This window comes from Brevundimonas sp. EAKA (assembly GCF_000698025.1).
Lineage (GTDB): Bacteria > Pseudomonadota > Alphaproteobacteria > Caulobacterales > Caulobacteraceae > Brevundimonas > Brevundimonas mediterranea_A.
The window spans coordinates 1-22,336 of record NZ_JMQR01000050.1 but is presented as its reverse complement, the minus strand read 5'-3'; the positions used below and the strand labels follow the sequence as shown (position 1 = coordinate 22,336).

Genomic DNA, 22,336 nt, shown 5'->3' with positions numbered 1-22,336 from the left:
CTCGCCGCAGTACAGATAGAGGGTCTCGAACCCGACCCAGGTCCGGGCGAGCTCGGCCAGAGCCTGATTCGCCGCCGAGTCGTCGGTCGCGCCCAGAACACAGATGTCACGCACCGGAACGCCCGGCAGGTTGACGATACAATAGTAGGAGTCCAACGCACGCTTCCTCAGACAGGTCGCCGGAAACGAAGCTCGCTCGCGGCGGTTCCTCCCCTGCCCGTGGTTTTCGACAGCCGTGTGAGTCCGGTCCGACAGACTTGTGAAAAGGAGACCTGATGGCCCGACGCCCCGCCTCGCCCAAACGTCTGAACGCCGCCAGCCTGGCGTCCCTGGGGGCGGAGCGGCTGGGCGAGCTTTTGATGCAGGCGGCGGACGGCGACGCCTTGTTGAAGCGGCGTCTGCGGCTGGTGCTGGCGGCCGAGGCGGGGGTCGAGCCCCTGACGGTCGAGCTGGACAAGCGGCTGACGGCCCTGGCGTCTGCACGGGCGCGGGTGTCCTGGCGCAAACGGCCGGACCTGCTGCGCGACCTCGACATGCTGCGCCGCGCGGTGGTGGAGGATCTGGCCCCGACGGCGCCCGTCGCCGGGCTGGATCGGTTGATTGCCTGGTTCGACCTGTTTCGTGGGCTGACCTTGCGGGTCAAGGATCCGCGCGGCGAGATGACGGCGGCGTTCGAGGCGGCGGCTCCCGATCTCTGGACCGTCGCTCAGACGGCGCTGATGGATCAGGCCGCTATGGAACGTCTGGCCGCCGCCATCGAACGCCATCCGCTCGACTACGCCCGCTGGATCGGCGCGGCGGGCGAGGCCCTGACGCCGGAACTGGCGCGGGCCGTGCTGGCGGGGCTGGACACCAGTTCGGGCGTCCGCGGCGCGCGCACGGCGATCCGGCGACTGGCGGACCGGGCTGAGGATCTGGATCTGTGGCTGTGGTTGGTCACGCCCGATGAACAGGGCTCGCCGGATTTCGCGGCGGCGGCGGCGCGGCGGTTGCTGACGGCGGGCCGGGTGGTCGAGGCGCGGCAGGCCCTGGAGGCGGCGTTGAAGCCGTCGGCCGCGAACCGGCGCTTCACCTTCGGCCGGTCGCCCGCGGCGGGTCCGCCGCCCCTGACCCCGGCCTGGGAGGCGGCCTCCATCGACCTGCTGGAGGCAGAGGGGCGCAAGGCCGAGGCCCAGGACCTGCGCTGGGTCCTGTTCGAACGCGACCTGTCGGCGCCGGCATTGCGTGACTATCTCGCCCGTCTGCCCGACTTCGACGATGTCGAGGCCCTGGACCGCGCCCTGGCCCATGCCGCGACCTATGCGGACTTCGAGACCGCCCTGGGCTTCCTGATGGACTGGCCCGCCCACCGCGAGGCCGCCGCCCTGGTCGAACGCCGCGTCCGCGAGGTCCGGTCGCCCTTGGCGATGAAGGCCGACTGGGCGGCGCGGCTGGCGCAGAAATATCCGGATGCGGCCGAACGACTGCTGGCCGCGCCCTAAAGCATGGCTGGAATCACCCGGTCCGGCGGGCGGTGGCCGTTCTGGTAGGTCATGACATTGGCGATGACCCGGTCGCCCATGTCCTGGCGCGCCTCCAGCGTCGCCGAGCCCAGATGGGGCAGCAGCACGACATTGGGCTGGCCCAGCAGGCCGGGGTGGATGGCCGGCTCGTTCTCGAACACGTCCAGGCCGACGCCGGACAGGGACCGGGTCGCCACGGCCTGGGACAGGGCCGCCTCGTCGATCAGATCGCCCCGCGCGGTGTTGATCAATATGGCGTGGGGCTGAAGCCGGGCCAGGCGTTCGGCGGACAGCAGATGATGCGTGTCTTTCGTCGCCGGGCAGTTCAGCGAGACGATGTCCATCCGCGCCAGCATCTGGTCCAGATCGTCCCAGTAGGTGGCGCCCAGTTCCTCCTCGATCAGGGCGGAGACGGGCTTCCTGTTGTGGTAATGGACCTGCAGGCCGAAGGCCCTGGCGCGACGAGCCAGGGCCTGGCCGATCCGGCCCATGCCGACGATCCCCAGCCGCTTGCCCCACAGTTTGCGGCCGCACATCCAGGTCGGGGTCCAGCCCTCGAACCGCCCCTCGGCCACCACCTGGGCGCCTTCGACGATGCGGCGGCTGACGGCCAGGATCAGGCTCATGGCCAGGTCGGCGGTGTCCTCGGTCAGGACGCCGGGGGTGTTGGTGACGATGATCCCGCGCGCCACGGCCGCGTCGATGTCGATATGGTCCACCCCGGCGCCGAAGTTGGCGATCATCTTCAGCTGGTCGCCGGCGCCGTTGATCAGGTCGGCGTCGATGACGTCGGTGATGGTGGGGACCAGAACCTCGGCGCGCTGAACCGCCGCCTGAAGCGCCGCCCGGTCCATCGGCTGGTCCTTCAGGTTCAGCTCGGCGTCGAAAAGCTCGCGCATCCGCGTCTCGACCGCGTCGGGCAGGCGTCTGGTTAATACGACCTTAAGCTTGCGGACGGACATTGCGGGCCTTGGTTAGCGGGCGGCGATTTCAGGATCGAAAGCCCGCGCGACGGGTCGTTCCATCCAGTGTCTAGCAAAGCCTCCGCCATCTTCCAAAGCCTGCGACGCCGCAGCGCCCTCGCCCTGGCCATTCTGGGCGTGGGCCTCATGGCCGGCGCGGGCGCGACCATGCCCGACGGCCGGCCCACGCCGACGGGGCTGGAGGTGCCGCGCTGGATCTCGCTGAAGTCGTCGCACGTGCGCGCGCGTCAGGGACCGGGGCTGGACTATCCGATCCTGTGGGAATACCGCGCCGCCGGCCTGCCGGTGCAGGTGGTCGCCGAGACGACGGAATGGCGCAAGATCTGCGACCCGGACGGGGCCGTGGCCTGGATCCACCGCACGGTGTCGTCGGGCCGCCGGTCCGTCTTCAACACCTCGCCCGAAGAAGTGATGATCCACGCCGGCAAGTCCCAGGCCTCGGCCGTGCGGGCGCGCCTGTCGCCCCGTTCGCTGGTGTCGCTGGACGAGTGCGAGGACGGCTGGTGCCAGGTTCGGGCGCGCCGCCTGCGCGGCTGGGTCCAGGAACGGGCGGTGTTCGGAACCCAGCAGAGGGCGCTGTGCAACGCCAACCGCCCCGCCGGGACCGGTCGGGACTGACCGCCGTAACCCTTGGTGTTGAGCGAAGTCGCGCGGTCGTGTAACCCGCCAGCAACAGCAGACGTAACGGAACCGCCTTGACCCAGTCCCAATATCCCTCGTCCTTCGATCACGAGGCCCTGCTCGCCTCCGGGCGCGGCGAACTGTTCGGTCCCGGCAATGCGCAACTGCCCGCCCCGCCGATGCTGATGTTCGACCGGATCACCCAGATCTCGGCTGACGGCGGCGCGCACGGCAAGGGCTATGTCGAGGCCGAACTCGACATCAATCCCGAGCTCTGGTTCTTCCAGTGCCACTTCATCGGCGACCCGGTCATGCCGGGCTGCCTGGGCCTGGACGCCATGTGGCAACTGGTCGGCTTCTATCTGGGCTGGATCGGCGGCCCGGGCCGCGGCCGCGCCCTGGGCGTCGGCGAGGTCAAGTTCACGGGCCAGGTCACCCCGGACATCAAGAAGGTGGTCTACAAGATCAACCTGAAGCGGGTCATCAATCGCAAACTGGTCATGGGCATCGCCGATGGCGTGCTGGAGGCCGACGGCGAGGTGATCTACACCTGCAATGACATGCGGGTGGGACTCTTTGGCGCCGCCAAGGATGAGCAAGCGGGCGCCTAAACGCCTATATAACCGCGGACAGCGCGGAAGGCCCCCGCTCGAGAAGCTCGGGTCGAGAAGCTTAAGAAGGAAACACCATGCGTCGTGTCGTCGTCACCGGCCTGGGCATCGTCTCTTCCATCGGCCACGGCGCCGAAGAGGTGACCCAGTCCCTGCGCGAAGCCCGTTCGGGCGTAGTCCATGCGCCCGATCACGCCAAATACGGCTTCCGCAGCCAAGTCTGGGCCCCGCCCAAGATCGGCCCGTGGGAAGAACTGATCGACCGCCGCGCCGCCCGCTTCCTGGCCAACGGCACGGCCTGGGCCCACATCGCCTTTGAAGAGGCGCTGAAGTCGTCGGGCATGACGGCCGAAGAGATTCGCGACGACCGCATCGGCCTGATCGTCGGCGAGGGCGGCCCCTCGACCCAGGTGATCCTCCAGGCGGCGGCGACCACCATCGAGAAGACCTCGCCCAAGCGGATCGGCCCGTTCGCCGTGCCGAAAGCCATGGCGTCCGGCCCCTCGGCCGTCCTGTCCACCTGGTTCCAGATGCGCGGCGTCAACTATTCGATCAGCTCTGCCTGCGCGACCTCCGCCCACTGCATCGGCGCCGGGGTCGAACAGATCCAGTGGGGCAAGCAGGACGTGGTCTTCGCCGGCGGCTGCGAGGACATCGACTGGTCCATGTCGAACATGTTCGACGCCATGGGCGCCATGTCATCCGACTTCAACGAGACCCCGTCCGTCGCCTCGCGGGCCTATGACGTCAACCGCGACGGCTTCGTCATCGCCGGCGGCGCCGGCGTCGTGGTGCTGGAAGAATACGAGCGGGCCAAGGCGCGCGGCGCGACCATCTATGCCGAAGTCACCGGCTATGGCGCCAATTCCGACGGCTACGACATGGTCGCCCCCTCAGGCGAGGGCGCCCAGCGCTGCATGAAGATCGCGCTGGAACAGGCCGGCAATCCGAAGATCGACTATCTGAACCCGCACGGCACCTCGACCCCGGTCGGCGACTCCAAGGAAATGGAGGCCGTCCGCGCCATCTTCGGCGACCAGATGCCGATGATCTCCTCGACCAAGTCGCTGACGGGCCACTCGCTCGGCGCGGCGGGCGCTCAAGAGGCCATCTACTGCCTGCTGATGATGCAGAACGGTTTTGCGGCCGAGAGCGCCCATATCGAGACCCTGGATCCGGCCTTCGAGGGCATGCCCATCCTGCGTCAACGCCACGAGGGCGAACTGACCCACGTCATGTCCAACAGCTTCGGCTTCGGCGGCACCAACGGCACGCTGATCCTGTCCAAGGTCTGAGCCGCGACGCCCAGCCACGTCATCCTCGGGCTTGACTCGAGGATGACGTGAGAACGGCAGGGGCCGATGCTTTATTGCGTGCACGAGCCACTGACGCCCGCCTTCACGCCATTTTTTTTTCGCGTTAGCCAGTTTACAGTGACAAGTCTCGCCCTTAGAGAGCGTCGCCGTGACCCGCGCCCTGACCAATGCGATTACCTCGAAAACCACCGGCTTCGGCGGGGCGGTTTCGGGTGTGCGCGAGGTCTGAAGCGCCGACCCCCGACCCCAAGCCCCGCCGATGCGCGGGGCGGTCGATCCGGCTGAACCCCGCGCCTCCATCCTTCCAGGAGACGCCTGAATGTCCTTTTCCCCGTCCAATCCTCCTCACGTCGGCATCGTCGGCGCCACCGGCCTCGTCGGCGAGATGATGCGCGGCCTTCTGGCCGAGCGGAACTTCCCGCTGGCATCGCTGCGCCTGTTCGCCTCGGCCCGGTCGGCAGGCAAGACCATCCACTTCGGCGAGACCGAGATCGTGGTCGAGGACGCGGCGAGCGCCGACTACGCCGGGTTGGACATCGTCTTCTTCTCGGCCGGCGGCGATACCTCCAAGGCCCTGGCGCCCAAGGTGGCCGCCGCCGGGGCGGTGGTGATCGACAACTCCTCCGCCTGGCGCAGCGACCCCGAGGTGCCGCTGGTCGTCGCCGAGGTGAACCCCCACGCCCTGGCGCACCTGCCCAAGGGGATCATCGCCAACCCCAACTGCACCACCATGGCCGCCATGCCGGTGCTGAAGCCCCTGCACGATGCGGCGGGGCTGAAGCGTCTGACGGTCTCGACCTATCAGGCCGTCTCGGGCGGCGGGGTCGAGGGAATTCGCGTACTGGAGGACCAGGCGCGCGCGGCCGTGGGGCAGGGCGCGGCCCTGGCCCGCGACGGCGGGGCAGTGGACTTCGGCGCGCCCGAGAAGTGGGTCGTGCCGATCGCCGCGAACGTCGTGGCCCTGAACTATACGCTCGGCGAGGACGGCTATACCGACGAGGAGCTGAAGCTGCGCGACGAGAGCCGCAAGATCCTGGAGATCCCCGGCCTGCCGGTCTCGGGCACCTGTGTGCGGGTGCCGGTCTTCACCGGCCACTCCCTGTCGATCAATGTCGAGTTCGATCGGGCGCTGTCGGCGGCCCAAGCGCTGGAGCTGCTGGCCCAGGCGCCGGGCGTGGTCGTCACCGCCGTGCCGAACCCGCTGGAGGCGGCGGGCCAGGACCCGGTCTTCGTCGGCCGGGTGCGCTCCGATCCGACGGTCGAGCACGGCCTGGCCCTGTTCGTCTCGAACGACAATCTGAGGAAGGGCGCGGCCCTGAACGCGGTGCAGATCGCCGAGGTTCTGGTTCAGCAGCGCGGTTGACCCGGCCCCAGGCGGGGTTCAGTCGTAGCGCACGCCGCTGAGATAGAGCCCCGCCGAGGGGGCGACGGGGCCGCACCGGGCGCGGTCCTTCGCCTCCAGCGCCGCCTTGACGTCATGGGCGGTCCAGCGGCCCAGACCCACCTCGACCAGGGTGCCGGCCATCGACCGGACCTGGCGGTGCAGGAAGCTGCGCGCCTGGAAGACCAGATGCACCTCCTCGCCGAACCGGCTGACGCGGGCCACGTCCAGGGTCTTGACCGGCGACTTGGACTGGCAGCCCACGTCGCGGAAGGTGGTGAAGTCGTGCAGGCCGACCAGGACCTGGGCCGCCTGGTGCATGGCCTCGGCGTCCAGGCTCTTCTTGACGTGCCAGACCCGGTCGCGCTCCAGCACCGGCTGGGGGCGGCGGTTCAGGATCCGGTACAGATAGCCCCGGCCGGTGGCGGAGAAGCGGGCGTGCCAGTCGGGATCGGGCGCGTATTCGGCCGACAGGACGCAGACGTCCTGTTTGATCAGATGGGCGTTGACGGCGTTCAGGACGGTGTCCACCGGCCAGTCGCGCTCCAGATCGGCATGGATCACCTGGGCCGTCGCATGGACGCCGGTGTCGGTGCGGCCCGCAGCGGCGATGCGGATACGCTCGCCTGAAAAGGCCAGTATGGCGGCCTCGACCGCGCCCTGAACCGTCGGCTGGTCCGCCTGGGCCTGAAAGCCGTTATAGGCCGTGCCGTCGTATTCGAGGGTCAGCTTGTAGCGCGGCATCAGCCGAGCACGGTCTCGGCCGGCAGGGCGAAGCCGCGCAGCATCTCCTCGGCCGATTGCGCCGCCTTGCCCTCGCGCTGAACCCGGATCAGGCGCACGGCGCCGGTTCCGCAGGCGACAGTCAGGGCGTCGTCCAGCACCGCGCCGGGCGCGCCGGATCCGTCGGCCAGGGCCGACAGCAGGGCCTTGATCCGAACCGGCCCCGCTTCTGACGGGGCTTCGAACCAGGCGCCGGGGAAGGGCGACAGGCCGCGGATATGGGCGTCCACCTCGGCCGCCGGACGGGTCCAGTCGATGCGGGCCTCGGCGGGGGTGATCTTGCGGGCATAGGTCGGCTCGCCGACCTGTTCGGTGGGGGTGACGCCGCCGCGATCTATGGCGGCCAGGGCGCGGGGCCACAGGCCGGCGCCGACATGGGCCATGCGTTCGGACAGGCTGGCGGCCGTGTCGTCGGGCCGGATGTCCATCACCTCGCCCAGCAGGATCGGTCCTTCGTCCAGGCCCAGGCTCATCTGCATGATCTGGACCCCGGTCTCGGCGTCGCCGGCCATGATCGCCCTCTGGATCGGCGCCGCGCCGCGCCAGCGGGGCAGCAGCGAGCCGTGCAGGTTCAGACAGCCCAGCCGGGGCGCGGCCAGCACCTCGGCGTTCAGGATCTGGCCGTAGGCGACGACGCAGGCGGCGTCGAGGTCCAGGCTCTGGAAGTCGGCGACGGCCTCGGGGGCCTTCATGCTGTCGGGCGTGAAGACCGGCAGACCCATGGTCTCGGCGAAGGCGTGAACCGGCGACGGCGTCAGCTTCTGGCCCCGGCCCCTGGGGCGCGGCGGCTGCGAATAGACGGCGACGATCTCGTGGCCCGAGGCGAGAAGCTCGGCCAGAGACGGCACGGCGAAATCGGGAGTTCCCATGAAGGCAAGGCGCATGGGCACGCCTTTAGAACTTTAGGTCGCCTACTGCCAGCGGGTGAAGACGCCGCCGCCCTCATCCCACTCGCCGCCGGCGTCCAGGGCGTCGTCGAAGTCCAGCAGCCGGTCCAGCAGCAGGCCCGCCACCACGCCCAGCAGGGCGACGCCGGCCAGGGTCGCGACCCCGGCGACGCCGATCTTCTGGCTGCGGGTCAGGCGACGGCGGCCTTGGGTGTCGATGACCAGGGACTGGCCGCGGCGGGGCAGGCGTGAGGTGCGTTTGGTCATCAGGCGGCGATCCTGTCGCGGGCGGCCTTCTTGACCTTGGTCACGGCGCGATCCCGCTTGAGCCGCGACAGATGGTCGATGAAGAGCACGCCGTTAAGGTGGTCCATCTCGTGCTGGATGCAGACGGCGTAGAGGCCTTCGGCCTCTTCCTCCACCGACTGACCGTCACGGTTCAGATAGCGAATGCGGACGCGGGCGGGGCGTTCCACCTTGTCGAAATACTCGGGGATCGACAGGCAGCCCTCTTCGTAGGTGTAGAGCTCGTCCGAGGTCCACAGGATTTCCGGATTGGCGAAGAAGCGCGGGTTCTTGCGCGCCTCGGCCGCTTCCGGCGTGTCTTCTTCCTCGGTTTCGCAGATCGTGCCGTCGCGATCGCCCAGGTCCATGACGATGACCCGGTCCAGCGCCCCGACCTGAACGGCGGCCAGACCGATGCCCGGCGCTGCGTACATGGTCTCCAGCATGTCATCCATCAGCGCACGCACGGCGTCGTCCACGGCGGCGACGGGCTTGGAGACCTGTTTCAGAATCGCCAGGTCGGCGGGGATGTCGATGGTGAGGATACGTCGGATGGCCATGGCCGGGACGTAGGCGCGCCCCGGCGTCAGGTCAAGATTTGCGCCTATTCCTTGCCCGGCAGCGGGCGCGGCTTGCGGTTCTCGTCGATGGCCACATAGGTGAAGACGCCCTGGGTCACGCGGACCGAGGTCGCCAGGGGCTGACCGCGCGCGCGTTTCCAGGCCTCGACATGGATGCGGATCGAGGTGCGGCCGGTGCTGATGACGTCGGCGTAGATGCTGACCTCGTCGCCGACGGCGACCGGCTGGTGGAACACCATGCCGTCCAGGGCCACTGTGGCGCAGCGGCCCTGGGCCAGTTCGAAGGCCGGGGTGGCGCCCGCGACGTCCATCTGGGCCAGCAGCCAGCCGCCGAAGATGTCGCCTTCGGGGTTGGTGTCCGCCGGCATGGCGATGATGCGTCCGACCGGACGGGTCTCGGGCGGATATTCGGGCGCGTCGGACATGGGCAGACTCTGGCGTTCGGGAAGGCGGCGTTCCTAGCGCGCCTCGGACGACTTGTCGCGCTTCGCACGGGGTTTCCGGGGCGTCTTAGCGGCCTTGGGCGGTTCGGATCGGGGAGGCGTCAGGGTCAGGCGCGACGCGGTTACGGCCTTTGAGTCCCTGAGCGCGCGCCAGGCGCCGCCCAATTCCAGCGCGATCAACAGATGATCTTCTTTGAGAACTCCGCGACGGGCGGCCCGCAGATCAGCGATCTCGTTCAGCAGACGGGACGCCGCGCGAAGGTCCGCCCGGCCGGACCTCGCGCCCAGGTCCTGCAGGCGGGCGAAGCGCCAACCCATCTCTGAGGGGTGGTCCAGCGTCAGGGCGAAGCGCGCCTCTGGCGACAGCGTGGCGGCGATGAAGGTCCAGGCCTCCGTGCCCGGCGCCTTGCGGTAATGGCCCGGCTTAGTCGGGAGTCCGGCGCGGGCATAGACTTCCAGCGCGCCGGTCTCGATCTCGACGAGCGCGATCTCCAGAGGGTCTGGCGCAGACGGCTCGAGATCGGACGGACGGTCGAAGGGAGCCGCCGCCGCGCTGTCGTCGTCTGTCCTTCGAAGGCGACCGGACGCGGCGGGGCCGCTCAGTTGGGACAGCAGGATCCGCCAGCGCCCCAGCACCTCAGTCGATGTTGACGGCGCTGGTCACCGACACGTCATAGACCACGCGAGTGACAGTCTGAACGAACTCGAAGAATTTCCGCGCCTCGGCGGCGCCGGCCAGGGGCACATAGATCACGTCTTCCGGCATGATCTGCATATTGGTGGCGGCGAAGACGTTGGCCGCCTCGTTGAAGTTCAGCTCATAGACCACGGGCACGCCCCGCGGGGTAGCGGGCTGGTTGATCCCCAGGGCTTGCGCCACTTCCGGACGCTCGAAGCGGAAGACCATCACGCGACGGGCGTTGGCTGTATTGGTGTTCAGTCCGCCGACCTTCGACATGGCGCCGGTCAGGGTCATGACCCCGGCGGGCATGTCGACCTGCGTCACCGCATTCAGGGCGCCGAAGGTCGAGAAGCGGCGCGGCTTGTACTGGACATTGATCACGTCGCCGCGTTGCAGGCGGACGTTCTCGCCGAACTCCGTCGTCACGGCGGTCATGGGGGCCGTATAGGTCTGGCCGCCGCGTTGGACGCTGATGGTCAGGTCGTCGGTTTCACGCGCGGAGCCGCCGGCGGCGGCGATCACGTCCAGAATCCGGTCGCTGTTGACGCCCAGCGGCGCGCGACCGGGCCGGCGCACGTCGCCGAAGACATTGACCGTATTGGAGGCGTTGTCGGCGATGCCGACCAGAACCTGGGGATTGGCGACCTTGCCGACCAGGGCGCGCCGAACGGCCGCCGCCGCCTGGGGCGCCGTCAGACCCTGGACGCGGACCTGGCCGGCGAAGGGCACGGCGACCGAGCCGCTGCGGTCGACGGTCACGCCCGGCAGGGCCTGGGACCCGCCGGACAGGGTCGACAGAGTGCGATTGGCGCTGGAGCCGCTGCCGAGCGCGCCGCCGAACAGGGAGCCCGAGGGATCGTAGATCGAGATGGCCAGGGTGTCGCCAATGCCGATCACATCGGCCGGCTGCTCGCTGGAGGCGGCGACCAGGGTGCCGAAGAACTGGGGCGGCACCGCCTTCATCCGTTCGGTGGCTTCATAGGTGAGGGGCACCAGAGCGTAGCTGCCCAGAGCCTGGGGCGTCGTGGCGCCGGCGTTGATCGAGGCGCCTGAAGGTCCGTCACGCGGCAGGGTGGAGCACCCGCCCAGAATGGCGACGATGGCGAGGGGGAGGATGGTGCGAGTCATGAAGCAGGACGGCCCTTGTTCGCGGACTGATTACAAGTCTTTGGAGACGCCCGCCAGAGGCGAAGCCGGCGATAGGCCGATGGCCTCGGCGACGATGTCGAAATGTCCCGCCCAGGACGGGGCGGACTGAGGAGTCGGCGGCGCGGGTCTTTCCTGGGCGGCGCGTTCGACCGCCGCCAGCCAGCCGAGCCCATCCAGCGGATCGATCAGCGCCGCATCGGGCGTGAGTTCGCGGTGGGCCGGAATGTCCGAAGCGAGCAGGGACAGCCCCATGGCGCGGGCCTCGACCGCCGGGAGGTCGAAGCCTTCGACCGAAGACGGCGCCAGAACCGCCCGCGCCCCCCGCATCAACCGCGCCAGCAGGACGTCGGAGAGGTTGGACGCCTGGTGCACGACGCCTTGCAGGTTCGGCGACCGTTCCAGATGATCCAGCACCGCCTCATTCTCCCAACCGTAGCGCCCGACCAGCACAAGGGACGGCGTCCTCTCGCCCAGCCGTTCTTCCAGCCGCCGCCAGACGGTCAGTAGAAGCGCCAGATTCTTGCGGGCCTCGATCGTGCCGACATGAACGAAATACGGTCGGGTCGTCTCTACGATGTCGCCGTCGATGAAGACGGGCTCCAACCCAAGGTGCGCGACATGGACGGGCGGTTGAGGCAGGCCTTCGCGAGAGGCGAAGGCGCGCAGCTCGTCGCCTGTGGAGGCCGAGTTGACGATGACGCGGCTGGCGTATCGCAGGGTGTTGGCGACCCGGGCGTGATGTTTGGCGCCGTCGCCGGCACGGCAGAATTCCGGATGGGTGATCGGAATCAGGTCGTGGAGCAGAACAACCCGTTCCACACCCGCCGCCTCCAGCTCAATCAAGGCCGTCGGCTCGTGCAGCGTGGTGTGGCCCACGTTGAGATAGAGATCGGCGGCCGGCGGCGCGACGACATGGCGCGAGCGGAAAAACTGTTTGAGCACCCGGCTTCTGTCCGCCGGCTTCTTGAGCGACGGCGCGGGCGGCGGGGTGATCACCGACAGGTTCGGGCGAACCGATGCGGTCAGCGCGGCCAGCAGCCGCGCCTCGTGCGCCGGATCGCCCGACGCATCGGCAGCCCCATTCCACCGCGCCCGTAGTTCGCCGACGAACCGGCGGAACCACTCGGTATCGACCGCCACCAGTCGGTTCTTGCGGCCCCGCACCGGTACGGTGACGACGTCGGGGCGGGACAGCAGCCATTCGGCATAGGCCAGACAGACCCGATCGACTCCCGTGGGGGCTGAACGGTCGGCCCGGCTCATCAGCCGGCTGGCGTCGTAGAGGATTCGCATGTTCGAGGCGTCAGGCGACGTAGCCGGCCTGCATCAGTTCGGCGATGTGGACGATGGCGGTCGGCCGGCCTTCCTCGACGACAAACAGGTTGGCGATCTTGTTCGCGGTCAGCAGATCGACGACGTCGCTCATCCGCGCGTCCGGATCGACGGTGATGGGATTGGGACCCATGATGTCGGCCGCCGTCAGATTGGTGGTGTCGCGCTGGAAGGCGCGGCGGAGGTCGCCGTCGGTGACGATCCCCGCCAGCGTCCCGTCCAGGTCAAGCACGGCGACGGCGCCCTTTCGTCCCTCGGTTATGGCTGAAACGACTTCACTGAAGTTGGCGTTCAGGGGCACGCTGGCCGGGGCCGCTGCATTGTCTCCCATCCATTCGCGCACGCTTTGCAGGCTCATGCCCAGGGCGCCGCCGGGGTGGTGCAGGCCGAAGTCCATGGCGCTGAAGGCGCGGCGGTCCATCAGCACCATGGCCAGGGCGTCGCCGAGGGCCAGGGTCATCAGGGTCGAAGTCGTCGGCGCCAGGCCGTTGGGGCAGGCCTCGGCCACCTTGGGCATGGTCAGGCAGACGGCGGCGTTGCGGCCCAGGAAACTGGCGGGCCGCTGGGTGATGGCGATGACCGGTATGCCGTTGCGATGGCAAAATATCAGCGGATCACGCAGTTCGCGGCTCTCGCCCGAGTTTGAAATGGCCAGGACGGTAACGTCCGGGCGCAACATGCCCAGGTCGCCATGGCTCATTTCGGCGGGATGGACGAAGAAGGCGCTGGTGCCGGTCGAGGCCAGGGTGGCGGCGATCTTTCCGCCGATATGGCCCGACTTGCCCATGCCGGTGACGATCACATAGCCCGGCCGGCTCATGATGACATCGACGGCGCGAGCCATCGAAACGTCGATCGACCGCTCCAAGGCCTCCAGCGCCTCGATGTTCAGCCGCATCACGTCGCGGGCGCGATCGGTCATGGCGGCGATGTCATCGGGAGACGAGTGGGCGATCTCGGTCATGGTCTGTCAGGCCCCTTGTGGGCTCTCCTTGGTGCGAGGCGCGCGATCTGCCCCATCCCAAGGCCGCGCGCAACGTGTCCTTTCAGACGACTTTGTCGCTTTCGGGTCAACCTTTGCCGGAGTGGCGCGTTACGAGGTGCTGGGGAAGTCAAAATGAGTGCACGCCACATGCCGTCTCACGCCGGAGCAGAAGCTCTATTGCTGCCACCGCCGCCTGTCGTCGCGGACGGGATCGCCCTGTTCCTGGATATGGACGGCGTTCTGGCGCCCATGGCGCCGACGCCGGACGGCGTTGGACCGGTCGCGCGTCGAACGGCCGCGCTGAAGGCGGTCGAAGCGCGACTGGCGGGCCGTGTCGCTATCATCAGTGGCCGGACAATAGCCGAGATCGACCGGATTTCCGATCACGCCCTGACCTCGGCTTCCGGCGTGCACGGGCTGGAGCGTCGTCTGAAAGACAAGTCCATCCGCCGCGGCGCGCCTGACGCTGGCGTCGCCGTGGCCCTGGCCGGCTTCAAGGCCTTCGCCGCAGATCGGCCGGGCGTCATCGTCGAGGACAAGGGTGTCTCGGCCGGGCTGCACTATCGTCAGGCGCCAGATCAGACGGACGCGGCCAAGGCCCTGGCCAAACGCTTGCAGGCCGAAACGGGCCTGAGCCTGCAACCCGGCCATATGGTGCTGGAACTCAAGACGCCCGGCGCCGACAAGGGCACGGCCGTGACCGATTTCATGCAGGACGCCCCGTTCAAGGACGCTATCCCTGTCATGCTGGGCGACGACCTGACCGACGAACACGGGTTCGAGGCTGCGGCGGCTCTGGGCGGATATGGCGTGCTGGTGGGCCCGCAACGCGAGACGGCCGCCCGCTATCGACTGGACGACGTAGACGCCGTCCTGACCTGGCTCGAAGCCGTGGCGAAGGCCTGAACCGATGAAACCCAATCTTGATCTCTTCCCCATCGGCAACTGCGCCATCAGCGCCCTGATCGATCGTCAGGGCCGGTTCGTCTGGGCCTGTGCGCCGCGCGTGGACGGCGATCCGGTCTTCTCGTCCCTGATGAACGGCGAGGATCCGGCGCATGGCTACTGGTCCGTCGAACTGGAGGGGCTGGAGCAGGTCAGCCAAGCCTATATCCGCAACACGCCGGTGCTGCGCACGGTGTTGACGGCGGAAGACGGCGCTGCGGTCGAGATCATCGACTTCGCCCCGCGCCATCCGAAACACTCACGCACCTATCGGCCCCTGGCCTTCGGACGGATCGTGCGGCCGCTGAAAGGCACGCCGCGCATTCGCATCCGGCTGCGGCCGTCCGCCGACTGGGGCGCCCGGCCGGCGCCCTGCACGTCCGGTTCGAACCATATCCGCTTCATGTGTCCCGACGTGACCTTCCGCCTGACCACCGACTGTCCGGTGTCGCATGTGGTGGAAGAACGGGTGTTCCGCCTGGAAAGGCCGCACGCCTTCTTCATGGGGCCGGACGAGGGCTATGATCAGGACGTCGGTCCCGGGGTTCAGGCGGCGCTGGATCGCACCGTGGCCTATTGGCAGGACTGGGTGCGCAAACTGTATCTGCCGCTGGATTATCAGGAGGCGGTCATCCGCGCGGCCATCACCCTGAAATTGTGCGCCTATGAGGAGACGGGGGCCATCGTCGCCGCCATGACCACCTCGGTGCCCGAGTTCAAGGAGAGCGGCCGCAACTGGGACTATCGCTACTGCTGGATCCGCGACGCCTATTATACGGTGCGGGCGCTGAACCGGCTGGGCGCGGTCGACATCCTGGAAAACTATCTCGGCTATCTGCGCAATCTGGTCGATGACGCCGCGGGCGGCCATGTGCAGCCGGTCTATGGGGTGGGTCTGGAGCCCGGCATCGGCGAGAGCATCGTCGATACGGTCGAGGGCTACCGCGGCATGAAGCCGGTGCGGATCGGCAATCAGGCGCACGAGCATCTGCAACACGACGTGTACGGACAGATCGTCCTGCCTCTGGTTCAGGCCTTCTATGACCAGCGTCTGCTGCGTCCCGGCACGGTCGAGGATTTCCACGCCCTGGAGAAGGTCGGCGAGCGGGCCTTCGCCATGCATGACCAGACCGACGCCGGCCTGTGGGAGTTCCGCACCATCGCCCGCGTCCACACCTATTCGTCGGTCATGTGCTGGGCGGCGTGCGACCGTCTGGCCAAGGCGGCGGACCATCTGGGCCTCAGCACGCGGGGCGAAGTCTGGCGTGAACGGGCCACGATCATCCGCGAGCGGGTCGAGAGCGAGACCTTCCTGCCGGACGAGGGGCGGTTCGCCGCCAGTTTCGGAGGTCGCGAACTGGACGCCTCCTTGTTGCAGCTGACGGATCTGGGCTTCCTCGACGCCCACGACCCGCGTCAGGTCGCCACCTTCGACGCCATCGAACGCGATCTGAAGAAGGGCGCCTTCCTGTTCCGCTATGTCGAACCGGACGATTTCGGCGAACCGGAGACGGCGTTCAACTTCTGCACCTTCTGGTTCATTGAGGCCCTGCACCAGAACGGCCGGGTCGAAGAAGCCCGGGAAATTTTCCAGGAAATGCTGAGCCGCCGCACCGAGGCGGGCTTGCTGAGCGAAGATATTTCGGTCGAGGACGGCGAACTGTGGGGCAACTATCCCCAGACCTATTCTCTGGTCGGCATCATCAATTGCGCCGTGATGTTGAGCCGTTCTTGGACCGACGTGCGTTAAACCGCCGAACGCCGTGTCTGACCCCGGGGCTGGGGTCGTTGCCGAAGTGAAATCATGAGCCGTCTTATCGTCGTATCCAACCGGGTTTCGGCCCCCACCGATCCTGCCGCCGGCTCGGCCGGCGGGCTGGCCATGGCCTTGTCCGCCGCCTTGAGAAAATACGAGGGGCTGTGGTTCGGTTGGTCAGGCGAGACGATCGAGACCTTCACCGGCGAGATGAAGGTGGAGGACCGGGCCGGGGTCACGGTCGGCCTGGTCGATCTGGAGCCGCAGGACGTCGACGAATACTACAACGGCTACGCCAACAAGACCCTGTGGCCGCTGTTCCATCACCGCATCGATCTGGCTCAGTACGAAAGGTCCTACGGCGAGGGCTATGAGCGGGTGAATCGACGGTTCGCCGAGGTTCTGGCGCCGGTGATCCAGCCGGACGACGTCATCTGGATTCACGACTATCACATGATCCCGATGGCGCGGGACCTGCGCCGCCTGGGCATCCGCAACCGGATCGGCTTCTTCCTGCACACGCCCTGGCCGGCGCGTCAGCTGCTGGTCACCTTGCCCCACCACCGGCGACTGGTGGAGTCGATGTTCGATTTCGACCTGATCGGCTTCCACACCCAGGAATGGAGCGACCTGTTCACCGACTATGTGGTCAGCGAAGCCCAGGGCGAACTGTTCGGCCACGGCGGGCTGGAATGTTTCGGACGGCGGGTCCAGACCGGCGTCTTCCCCATCGGCATCGACGTGGACGGCTTCCTGGCGGCGCGGAACTCGACCCTTGGCGCGCGGACCTATGACCGGATGGCGGCGTCGGCGGCCTTCCGGTCCATGATCGTCGGCGTGGACCGGCTGGACTATTCCAAGGGGCTGGAGGAACGGCTGCTGGGCTATGAGCAGTTCCTGCACGACAACGCCTCGATGCGGGGCGAGGTCTTCCTGCTGCAGGTGACGCCCATCTCGCGCGACGACGTGGACTCCTATCAGGATCTGCGGGCGCGTCTGGATTCCCTGGCGGGACGGGTCAACGGCGCTTTCGGCGACATGGACTGGCAGCCGATCCGCTATCTGAACCGCACCTATCGCCGCGATCAGCTGGCGGGCATCTATCGGGCGGCCAAGGTCGGGCTGGTGACGCCGTTGCGCGACGGCATGAACCTGGTGGCCAAGGAATATGTCGCGGCCCAGAACCCCGACGATCCCGGCGTTCTGATCCTGTCGCGGTTCGCCGGGGCGGCGGAACAGATGGGCGAGGCCCTGCTGGTCAATCCCTACAGCCGCGAGGAACTGTCGGACGCCATCCAGAAGGCCCTGACCATGCCCCTGTCCGAAAGAATCCGGAAATGGGAGGCTCTGATGCAGGTGGTGCGCGACACCGATGTCGGCATCTGGCGCGACGACTTCGTCAAGGCGCTGCGATCCGTGGCGAGCGAGCCTGAATCAACCCAGTGGGCGGGGGCGGCCTGAGGCGCCTCAGCGCAGGTCGAAAGCCAGCAGCAGGGTGCGCTGGGCGGGGTTGGCGTTGTCGTCTGACAGCAGATAAAGCCGCGTCGCCCGGCCGCGCCGCTCGGCCGCCACCCCCTCGAAATTATCCGTCGTGCCGGGCAGTTTCAGCTCGATCAGCACCGGCCCCGGCGTTCCGTCCGACGACAGACGACGCAGACGGCCCCGCATGTCGAACGGCGGGCTGTAGCGGCGCTGGACCATGAACCAGCCGTCGCCGGACGGGTCGCGATCCAGGCCGGTGTTGCGATAATCGGCGCCCTGGGGCGCTTCGGTCGGTTGCGAGGCGACGAGGCGGCATCCGGCGGACGTGCAATCCCAGACGCCGCCCGTCTCGCCCGCCGCGCGCCAACCGTCCTGACGGTCTCCCGGAAGGGCGGCGGCCAGACCTTCCAGACCTTCATTGTCGGGGAAGGCGGCGTCAGGCGAGGCTGCGGGCGTCGGCGTCTTCAGGGCCGACAGGGGGCCATAGTTCCAGATGCGATGACGGCGTTCGAAACTGATCAACAGGTCGCCCGAGCGGGTCAGGGCCAGACCCTCGGCGTCGCCGTCGACCTTGTCTATGATCGGTCCGCCGTCTTCCAGCGTCAGCCGACGCGTGGCCAGACGATCGACGCCGATCAGCCGCCCGCGGGCGTCCAGCCGCAGCTCGCCGCGCACCAGGTCTCCGGCGTCCGACACGGCCACGAAGCCGCCGTCGCCGGTCAGTTTCAGGTCCGACAGACCGTGCAGCGGCGAACCCAGGCCGGCCACGATCTCCACCCCGCCCGCGAAATGAACACCCGGCGCCAGGACCGCGCCGGGCAGGCCGAGGCCGACAGGCTTCAGCTGGGCCGGGGCGTAGGTCCAGCCGTCCATCCCCGCCAGGTCCGGCTGGGGCGCGCTGAGCGCGGTGGCGCAGGCCGTCAGCGACAGGGCGGCCCAGACGGCGGCCAGACGGCGTAAACGGGTCATGCGGCCAGTTTCTTCCGCGTCCGGCGCGTGGGGCCGGCTGCCCCCTCGGCCTCGAACAGTTCGGCCAGTTTCTCGGTCATGGCCCCGGCCAGCTGTTCGACATCGACGATGGTCAGGGCCTTGCGGTACCAGCGGGTCACGTCATGGCCGATGCCGATGGCCAGCAGCTCGACCGGCGACCGGTCCTCGATCTCGGCGATCACCTGGCGCAGGTGTTTGTCCAGATAGAGGGCGGCGTTGGCCGACTGGGTCGAGTCGTCGACCGGAGACCCGTCGGAAATGACCATCAGGATGCGCCGCTGCTCGGTCCGGGCCAGCAGGCGGTTGTGGGCCCATTGCAGGGCCTCGCCGTCGATATTCTCCTTCAGCAGGCCTTCGCGCATCATCAGGCCCAGGTTCTTCTTGGCCCGGCGCCAGGGGGCGTCGGCGGCTTTGTAGATGATGTGGCGCAGGTCGTTCAGGCGCCCCGGATTGGCGGGCTTGCCGGCGCTGATCCAGGCTTCGCGGCTCTGTCCGCCCTTCCATGCCCGGGTGGTGAAGCCCAGGATCTCGACCTTGACCCCGCACCGCTCCAGGGTCCGCGCCAGGATGTCGGCGCACACCGCCGCCACCATGATCGGCCGCCCGCGCATCGAACCGGAATTGTCCAGCAGCAGGGTCACGACCGTGTCGCGGAACGGGCTTTCGCTCTCGGCCTTGAACGACAGGGGGGCGGTGGGGTCGGGGACGATCCGCGTCAGGCGGGCCGTATCCAGCATCCCCTCTTCCAGATCGAAGGTCCAGGAGCGGTTCTGCTGCGCCAGCAGGCGGCGCTGCAGCTTGTTGGCCAGGCGCGAGACGACGCTGGACAGGATGGTCAGCTGCTGGTCCAGCAGGTTGCGCAGCCGCTCCAGCTCCATCGGGTCGCACAGGTCGGCGGCGTCCACCACCTCGTCATAGGCGGTGGTGAAGACGCGATAGAAATCCACGGCCCGACCGTCGTCGGCGGTCTGCTGGCGATTGGGCTGCTGGCCCTCGTTCAGTTCCGGCCCGTCCTCGGATGCGTCGCCTTGCGGGTCGCCGGGCGCGCCCTCGGGTCGGCTGTCGCGTTCGTCCTCCGACGACTGATCGTCGGCGTCCCCCTCCATCGACTGGGAGCCTTCGCCGCCCTGTTCGTCCTCGTCCTCGTCCGGCTCGTCGCTGGCTTCGGGGTCCTGGGGATCGGGCTCGTCCTGGCCGGGATCCTCGGAGGAGTCTTCGCCCCGGCCGTCGCCGGGATCCAGGTCGAGGGCGCGCAGCACCTCGCGCATCTTCTCGGCGAAGCCCGCCTGGTCGCCGGCGGTCGCCGCCAGGGCGTCCAGCTTGTCACCGGCCTTGGCCTCGATGCCGGCGCGGACCAGGTCCAGCATGGACTTGGCGCCGTCGGGCGACGGGCGGCCGGTCAGGCGTTCGCGCACCAGCAGGGCCACCGCCTCGGCCACCGGCACGCGGTCGGCGTCGGCGATGCGCAGGGCGCCGGTCTTTTCCAGCCGGGTGACCAGGGCGGCGCCCATGTTGTCGCGCACCCCGGCCAGATATTCGGAGCCCACCGCCTCGACCCGCGCCTGTTCGACCGCGTCGAACACCTCGGCCGCCTTGGTGTCGAGGGGCCGCATCCGGGCGTTGATCGCCGTGTCGTGATTGGCGAGGCGCAGCGCCAGCCGGTCGGCCTGGCCCCGCAGGGACGCGCTCTCGGGTCCCGACGGATCGCGCGGCGGATGCGGCAGGGTCAGGACCCCGCCGGCCAGCTTCGGTCCGTCCGAACCGAACACCACCTCCAGCTCGGGCTGTTCGGCCAGGGCGCGGGCGGCATGGCCCAGCGCGCGCTTGAAGGTTTCGGCGGGAGTATCCGGGGCGGCCATGGCCCCCAGTTAATCCCTTCGCGCCTGCGATAAAAGCGCGATCAGCCCGCTTTTCGGATCGGCGTCCAGCGGCCGTAGGTCAGACAGCGCCAGACCCACTCAAGCGGCCCCATGCGGAAGGCCGCCAGCCATAGCGACGACCAGACCAGTTGAACCGCCCAGACGGCCGCCACCAGGCCCCACATGCCGACATAGTCCACCTGGCCGAACAGGCGCGGACCCCAGGGCATGTAGAACAGGCTGGTCATGATCAGGGTCTGGGTCAGATAGTTGGTGAAGGCCATCTGGCCCACCGGCCGCAGGGGCGCCAGCCACGACGCCCCGTGCCGGGTGATCAGGACGATCAGGCTGACATAGGCCAGGGTGATGAAGATCGGGAAGGAGGCGACGACCTCCGACAGGCCGCGCGTCGGGTGGCTCCCCCGGGGCGCCATGACCTCGGCCCATTCCAGAACGCCCAGCAGGGCCAGAACCGCGCCGCCGACCGCGATGACCGCCAGATAGAGCCTCGTCGGCGCCCGGCCGCTGAGGAAACCCGCCTTGAACAGGCCCATGCCCGTCATCATCAGGGCCACGGTCGAAAAGACGAACATGCTCAGACTGGCGCCCTGAAGGAAAAGCCAGGCCGTCAGGTTCTGACCCATGGCCCCGGCCCAGCCGCTGCGATAGGCGGCGATGGCGGCGTTGACGGCGTCGAGCGAATACTGCGGGCCGCCCTCGTTCATGGCGTCGACGACCACCGGCGGGCCGGCGACCATCAGCCAGGCGGCGCCCGCCTGCATCGCGCCCAGCGCCAGGGTCACGGCCAGGCCGATCCCGATCAGCAGCCGGGCGGAGAATGACCGCATCAGCATCACGAACAGGCCGGACCAGGCGTACAGCAGCAGGACGTCGCCGTACCAGAAGGCCAGGCCGTGGATCAGGGCGATGACCGCCAGCCAGAACAGCCGCCGCCGCAGCAGACGCCCGCGCGCCGCATCGCCCCGCTCGCCCCCGACCAGGAAGATCGAGGCGCCGAACAGCATCGAGAACAGGGTGATGAATTTCTGGTGGAAGAAGACATCCACCGCCCAGCGCGCCACGGCGTTGGCGCCGGTCACGGGAAAGGGGCTGAGGTCCGCGTCGCCATAGACCATGAAGGGCAGGCCGAACGAGGCGACATTGACGGCCAATATGCCCAGCACCGCCAGGCCGCGCATGACGTCGAGGCTGATGATCCGCGCGCCCGCCTCGACCGGCGCCAGGACGGCGTCGCCGACCACGGCGCGGTCATTCCCCTGATCTTCCATCGACATCGGATTCCCCAATCCCGCGGCCGAAAGGGCCGCGGGCCTCAGCCCCTCGGCATCAAGCCCAGCCGGTCCTTGACCGCCGGCTTGGCCTCGAAGGCGATGAAGGCGGCGCACAGTCCGGCCCACAGGGCGTAGCTGACGCCCACGATCATGGCGATGGGCAGGCCCCCGACGCCGTAGATCAGCAGGGTCGTCTCGGTCGCGCCCAGAGCCTGCATCACGTCGCCGGCCTCGAACCAGCCCGAGATCACCATCCCCAGGGCCACCGCCACCTGCAAGCCCGCCGCGGCCAGTCCGCCGTACAGCATGAACCGCCACACCACGCCCAGGCGTGATCCCGGCCGGCCGCTGTCACGACGCTCGACGATGATGCGCCACAGACCCAGGGGGACCACCACCAGTCCGATCAGCAGCACCATGAGACGCCAGTCCAGATCACGGCCGAGCGCGACGGCGTGGGGCGGCCACAGC

The 22,336-nt window shown here is 68.5% G+C and carries 22 protein-coding genes; 8 read left to right on the top strand and 14 right to left on the bottom strand.

What is annotated here, in order from left to right; translation table 11 throughout:
- Positions 1-275: 275 nt before the first annotated feature.
- Positions 276-1,481: a DUF6880 family protein gene (locus ER13_RS09100; RefSeq protein ID WP_035308597.1), complete on the top strand. Its 1,206-nt coding sequence runs from the start codon at positions 276-278 to the stop codon at positions 1,479-1,481.
- Here the strand turns inward: ER13_RS09100 and ER13_RS09095 are convergent.
- Positions 1,478-2,464 (bottom strand): D-glycerate dehydrogenase, encoded by a 987-nt coding sequence (locus ER13_RS09095; protein WP_008262236.1) that lies wholly within the window; start codon positions 2,462-2,464, stop codon positions 1,478-1,480. The two genes, ER13_RS09100 and ER13_RS09095, sit on opposite strands and share 4 nt — an antisense overlap.
- A 66-nt stretch (positions 2,465-2,530) precedes the next feature.
- On the opposite strand from ER13_RS09095, the gene ER13_RS09090 reads away from it, so the two are divergent.
- The 4 genes from ER13_RS09090 to ER13_RS09075 all read left to right on the top strand — a co-directional run bounded on the left by ER13_RS09090 (position 2,531) and on the right by ER13_RS09075 (position 6,396).
- Positions 2,531-3,103, top strand: coding sequence for an SH3 domain-containing protein (locus tag ER13_RS09090; RefSeq protein WP_008262295.1), 573 nt, complete (start codon positions 2,531-2,533; stop codon positions 3,101-3,103).
- A 77-nt stretch (positions 3,104-3,180) separates the two neighbouring features.
- A complete protein-coding gene (fabA, locus tag ER13_RS09085; RefSeq protein ID WP_008263519.1) occupies positions 3,181-3,717 on the top strand; it encodes a 3-hydroxyacyl-[acyl-carrier-protein] dehydratase FabA in 537 nt (178 codons plus the stop codon).
- Positions 3,718-3,794: 77 nt separating this feature from the next.
- A complete protein-coding gene (fabB, locus tag ER13_RS09080; protein ID WP_008262961.1) occupies positions 3,795-5,012 on the top strand; it encodes a beta-ketoacyl-ACP synthase I in 1,218 nt (405 codons plus the stop codon).
- A gap of 340 nt (positions 5,013-5,352) precedes the next feature.
- Positions 5,353-6,396, top strand: a complete 1,044-nt coding sequence (locus tag ER13_RS09075) for an aspartate-semialdehyde dehydrogenase (protein ID WP_008262198.1) — start codon at positions 5,353-5,355, stop codon at positions 6,394-6,396.
- Between the two features lie 18 nt (positions 6,397-6,414).
- On the opposite strand, the gene truA is transcribed toward ER13_RS09075, so the two are convergent.
- Genes truA through ER13_RS09030 form a run of 9 tightly spaced genes read right to left on the bottom strand, consistent with a single transcriptional unit; the run spans position 6,415 to position 13,520 of the window.
- Positions 6,415-7,158 (bottom strand): tRNA pseudouridine(38-40) synthase TruA, encoded by a 744-nt coding sequence (gene truA / locus ER13_RS09070; RefSeq protein ID WP_008259305.1) that lies wholly within the window; start codon positions 7,156-7,158, stop codon positions 6,415-6,417.
- The gene (gene fmt, locus ER13_RS09065) at positions 7,158-8,081 is read right to left on the bottom strand and encodes a methionyl-tRNA formyltransferase (protein WP_035308595.1); all 924 of its coding nucleotides are present in this window, start codon (positions 8,079-8,081) and stop codon (positions 7,158-7,160) included. The genes truA and fmt overlap by 1 nt, the downstream gene beginning before the upstream one ends.
- Positions 8,082-8,108: 27 nt before the next feature.
- A complete protein-coding gene (locus tag ER13_RS09060) occupies positions 8,109-8,351 on the bottom strand; it encodes a hypothetical protein (protein ID WP_008262062.1) in 243 nt (80 codons plus the stop codon).
- The gene (gene def, locus ER13_RS09055; RefSeq protein WP_008262368.1) at positions 8,351-8,929 is read right to left on the bottom strand and encodes a peptide deformylase; all 579 of its coding nucleotides are present in this window, start codon (positions 8,927-8,929) and stop codon (positions 8,351-8,353) included. Before def ends, ER13_RS09060 begins: the two co-directional genes overlap by 1 nt.
- Before the next feature lie 44 nt (positions 8,930-8,973).
- Positions 8,974-9,375 carry an acyl-CoA thioesterase gene (locus ER13_RS09050; RefSeq protein ID WP_008260913.1) on the bottom strand — a complete coding sequence of 134 codons (402 nt, stop codon included), beginning with the start codon at positions 9,373-9,375 and terminating at the stop codon, positions 8,974-8,976.
- A 33-nt stretch (positions 9,376-9,408) separates the two neighbouring features.
- Positions 9,409-10,029, bottom strand: a complete 621-nt coding sequence (locus ER13_RS09045) for a hypothetical protein (protein WP_035308592.1) — start codon at positions 10,027-10,029, stop codon at positions 9,409-9,411.
- A gap of 1 nt (position 10,030) precedes the next feature.
- Positions 10,031-11,203, bottom strand: a complete 1,173-nt coding sequence (locus ER13_RS09040; RefSeq protein ID WP_035308590.1) for a polysaccharide biosynthesis/export family protein — start codon at positions 11,201-11,203, stop codon at positions 10,031-10,033.
- Positions 11,204-11,233: 30 nt separating this feature from the next.
- Positions 11,234-12,517, bottom strand: a complete 1,284-nt coding sequence (locus ER13_RS09035) for a glycosyltransferase family 1 protein (RefSeq protein ID WP_035308588.1) — start codon at positions 12,515-12,517, stop codon at positions 11,234-11,236.
- Positions 12,518-12,527: 10 nt separating this feature from the next.
- Positions 12,528-13,520: an SIS domain-containing protein gene (locus tag ER13_RS09030; protein ID WP_008263429.1), complete on the bottom strand. Its 993-nt coding sequence runs from the start codon at positions 13,518-13,520 to the stop codon at positions 12,528-12,530.
- Between the two features lie 198 nt (positions 13,521-13,718).
- Between ER13_RS09030 and otsB the strand changes: the two genes are divergently transcribed.
- From otsB to ER13_RS09015, 3 genes are read left to right on the top strand one after another with little or no spacing between them, the layout of a single operon-like run.
- Positions 13,719-14,447, top strand: a complete 729-nt coding sequence (gene otsB / locus ER13_RS09025; RefSeq protein WP_035308587.1) for a trehalose-phosphatase — start codon at positions 13,719-13,721, stop codon at positions 14,445-14,447.
- Between the two features lie 4 nt (positions 14,448-14,451).
- On the top strand, positions 14,452-16,236 hold the full coding sequence (locus ER13_RS09020; protein ID WP_035308579.1) for a glycoside hydrolase family 15 protein: 1,785 nt from the start codon (positions 14,452-14,454) through the stop codon (positions 16,234-16,236).
- Positions 16,237-16,290: 54 nt separating this feature from the next.
- Positions 16,291-17,703, top strand: coding sequence for a trehalose-6-phosphate synthase (locus tag ER13_RS09015; RefSeq protein WP_008264209.1), 1,413 nt, complete (start codon positions 16,291-16,293; stop codon positions 17,701-17,703).
- A gap of 6 nt (positions 17,704-17,709) precedes the next feature.
- Here ER13_RS09015 and ER13_RS09010 read toward each other — a convergent pair whose 3' ends face one another.
- From ER13_RS09010 to ER13_RS18660, 4 genes are all read right to left on the bottom strand, one after another.
- Entirely contained in the window at positions 17,710-18,693 is a 984-nt protein-coding gene (locus tag ER13_RS09010) for an esterase-like activity of phytase family protein (RefSeq protein ID WP_035308576.1), read from the bottom strand.
- On the bottom strand, positions 18,690-20,573 hold the full coding sequence (cobT, locus tag ER13_RS09005) for a cobaltochelatase subunit CobT (RefSeq protein ID WP_035308573.1): 1,884 nt from the start codon (positions 20,571-20,573) through the stop codon (positions 18,690-18,692). The genes ER13_RS09010 and cobT overlap by 4 nt, the downstream gene beginning before the upstream one ends.
- A 41-nt stretch (positions 20,574-20,614) precedes the next feature.
- Entirely contained in the window at positions 20,615-21,868 is a 1,254-nt protein-coding gene (locus ER13_RS09000) for a DUF418 domain-containing protein (protein WP_008264205.1), read from the bottom strand.
- A gap of 38 nt (positions 21,869-21,906) precedes the next feature.
- Positions 21,907-22,336, bottom strand: a 430-nt coding sequence (locus ER13_RS18660; RefSeq protein WP_035308572.1) for a hypothetical protein, incomplete at its 5' end; no start/stop codon positions are given.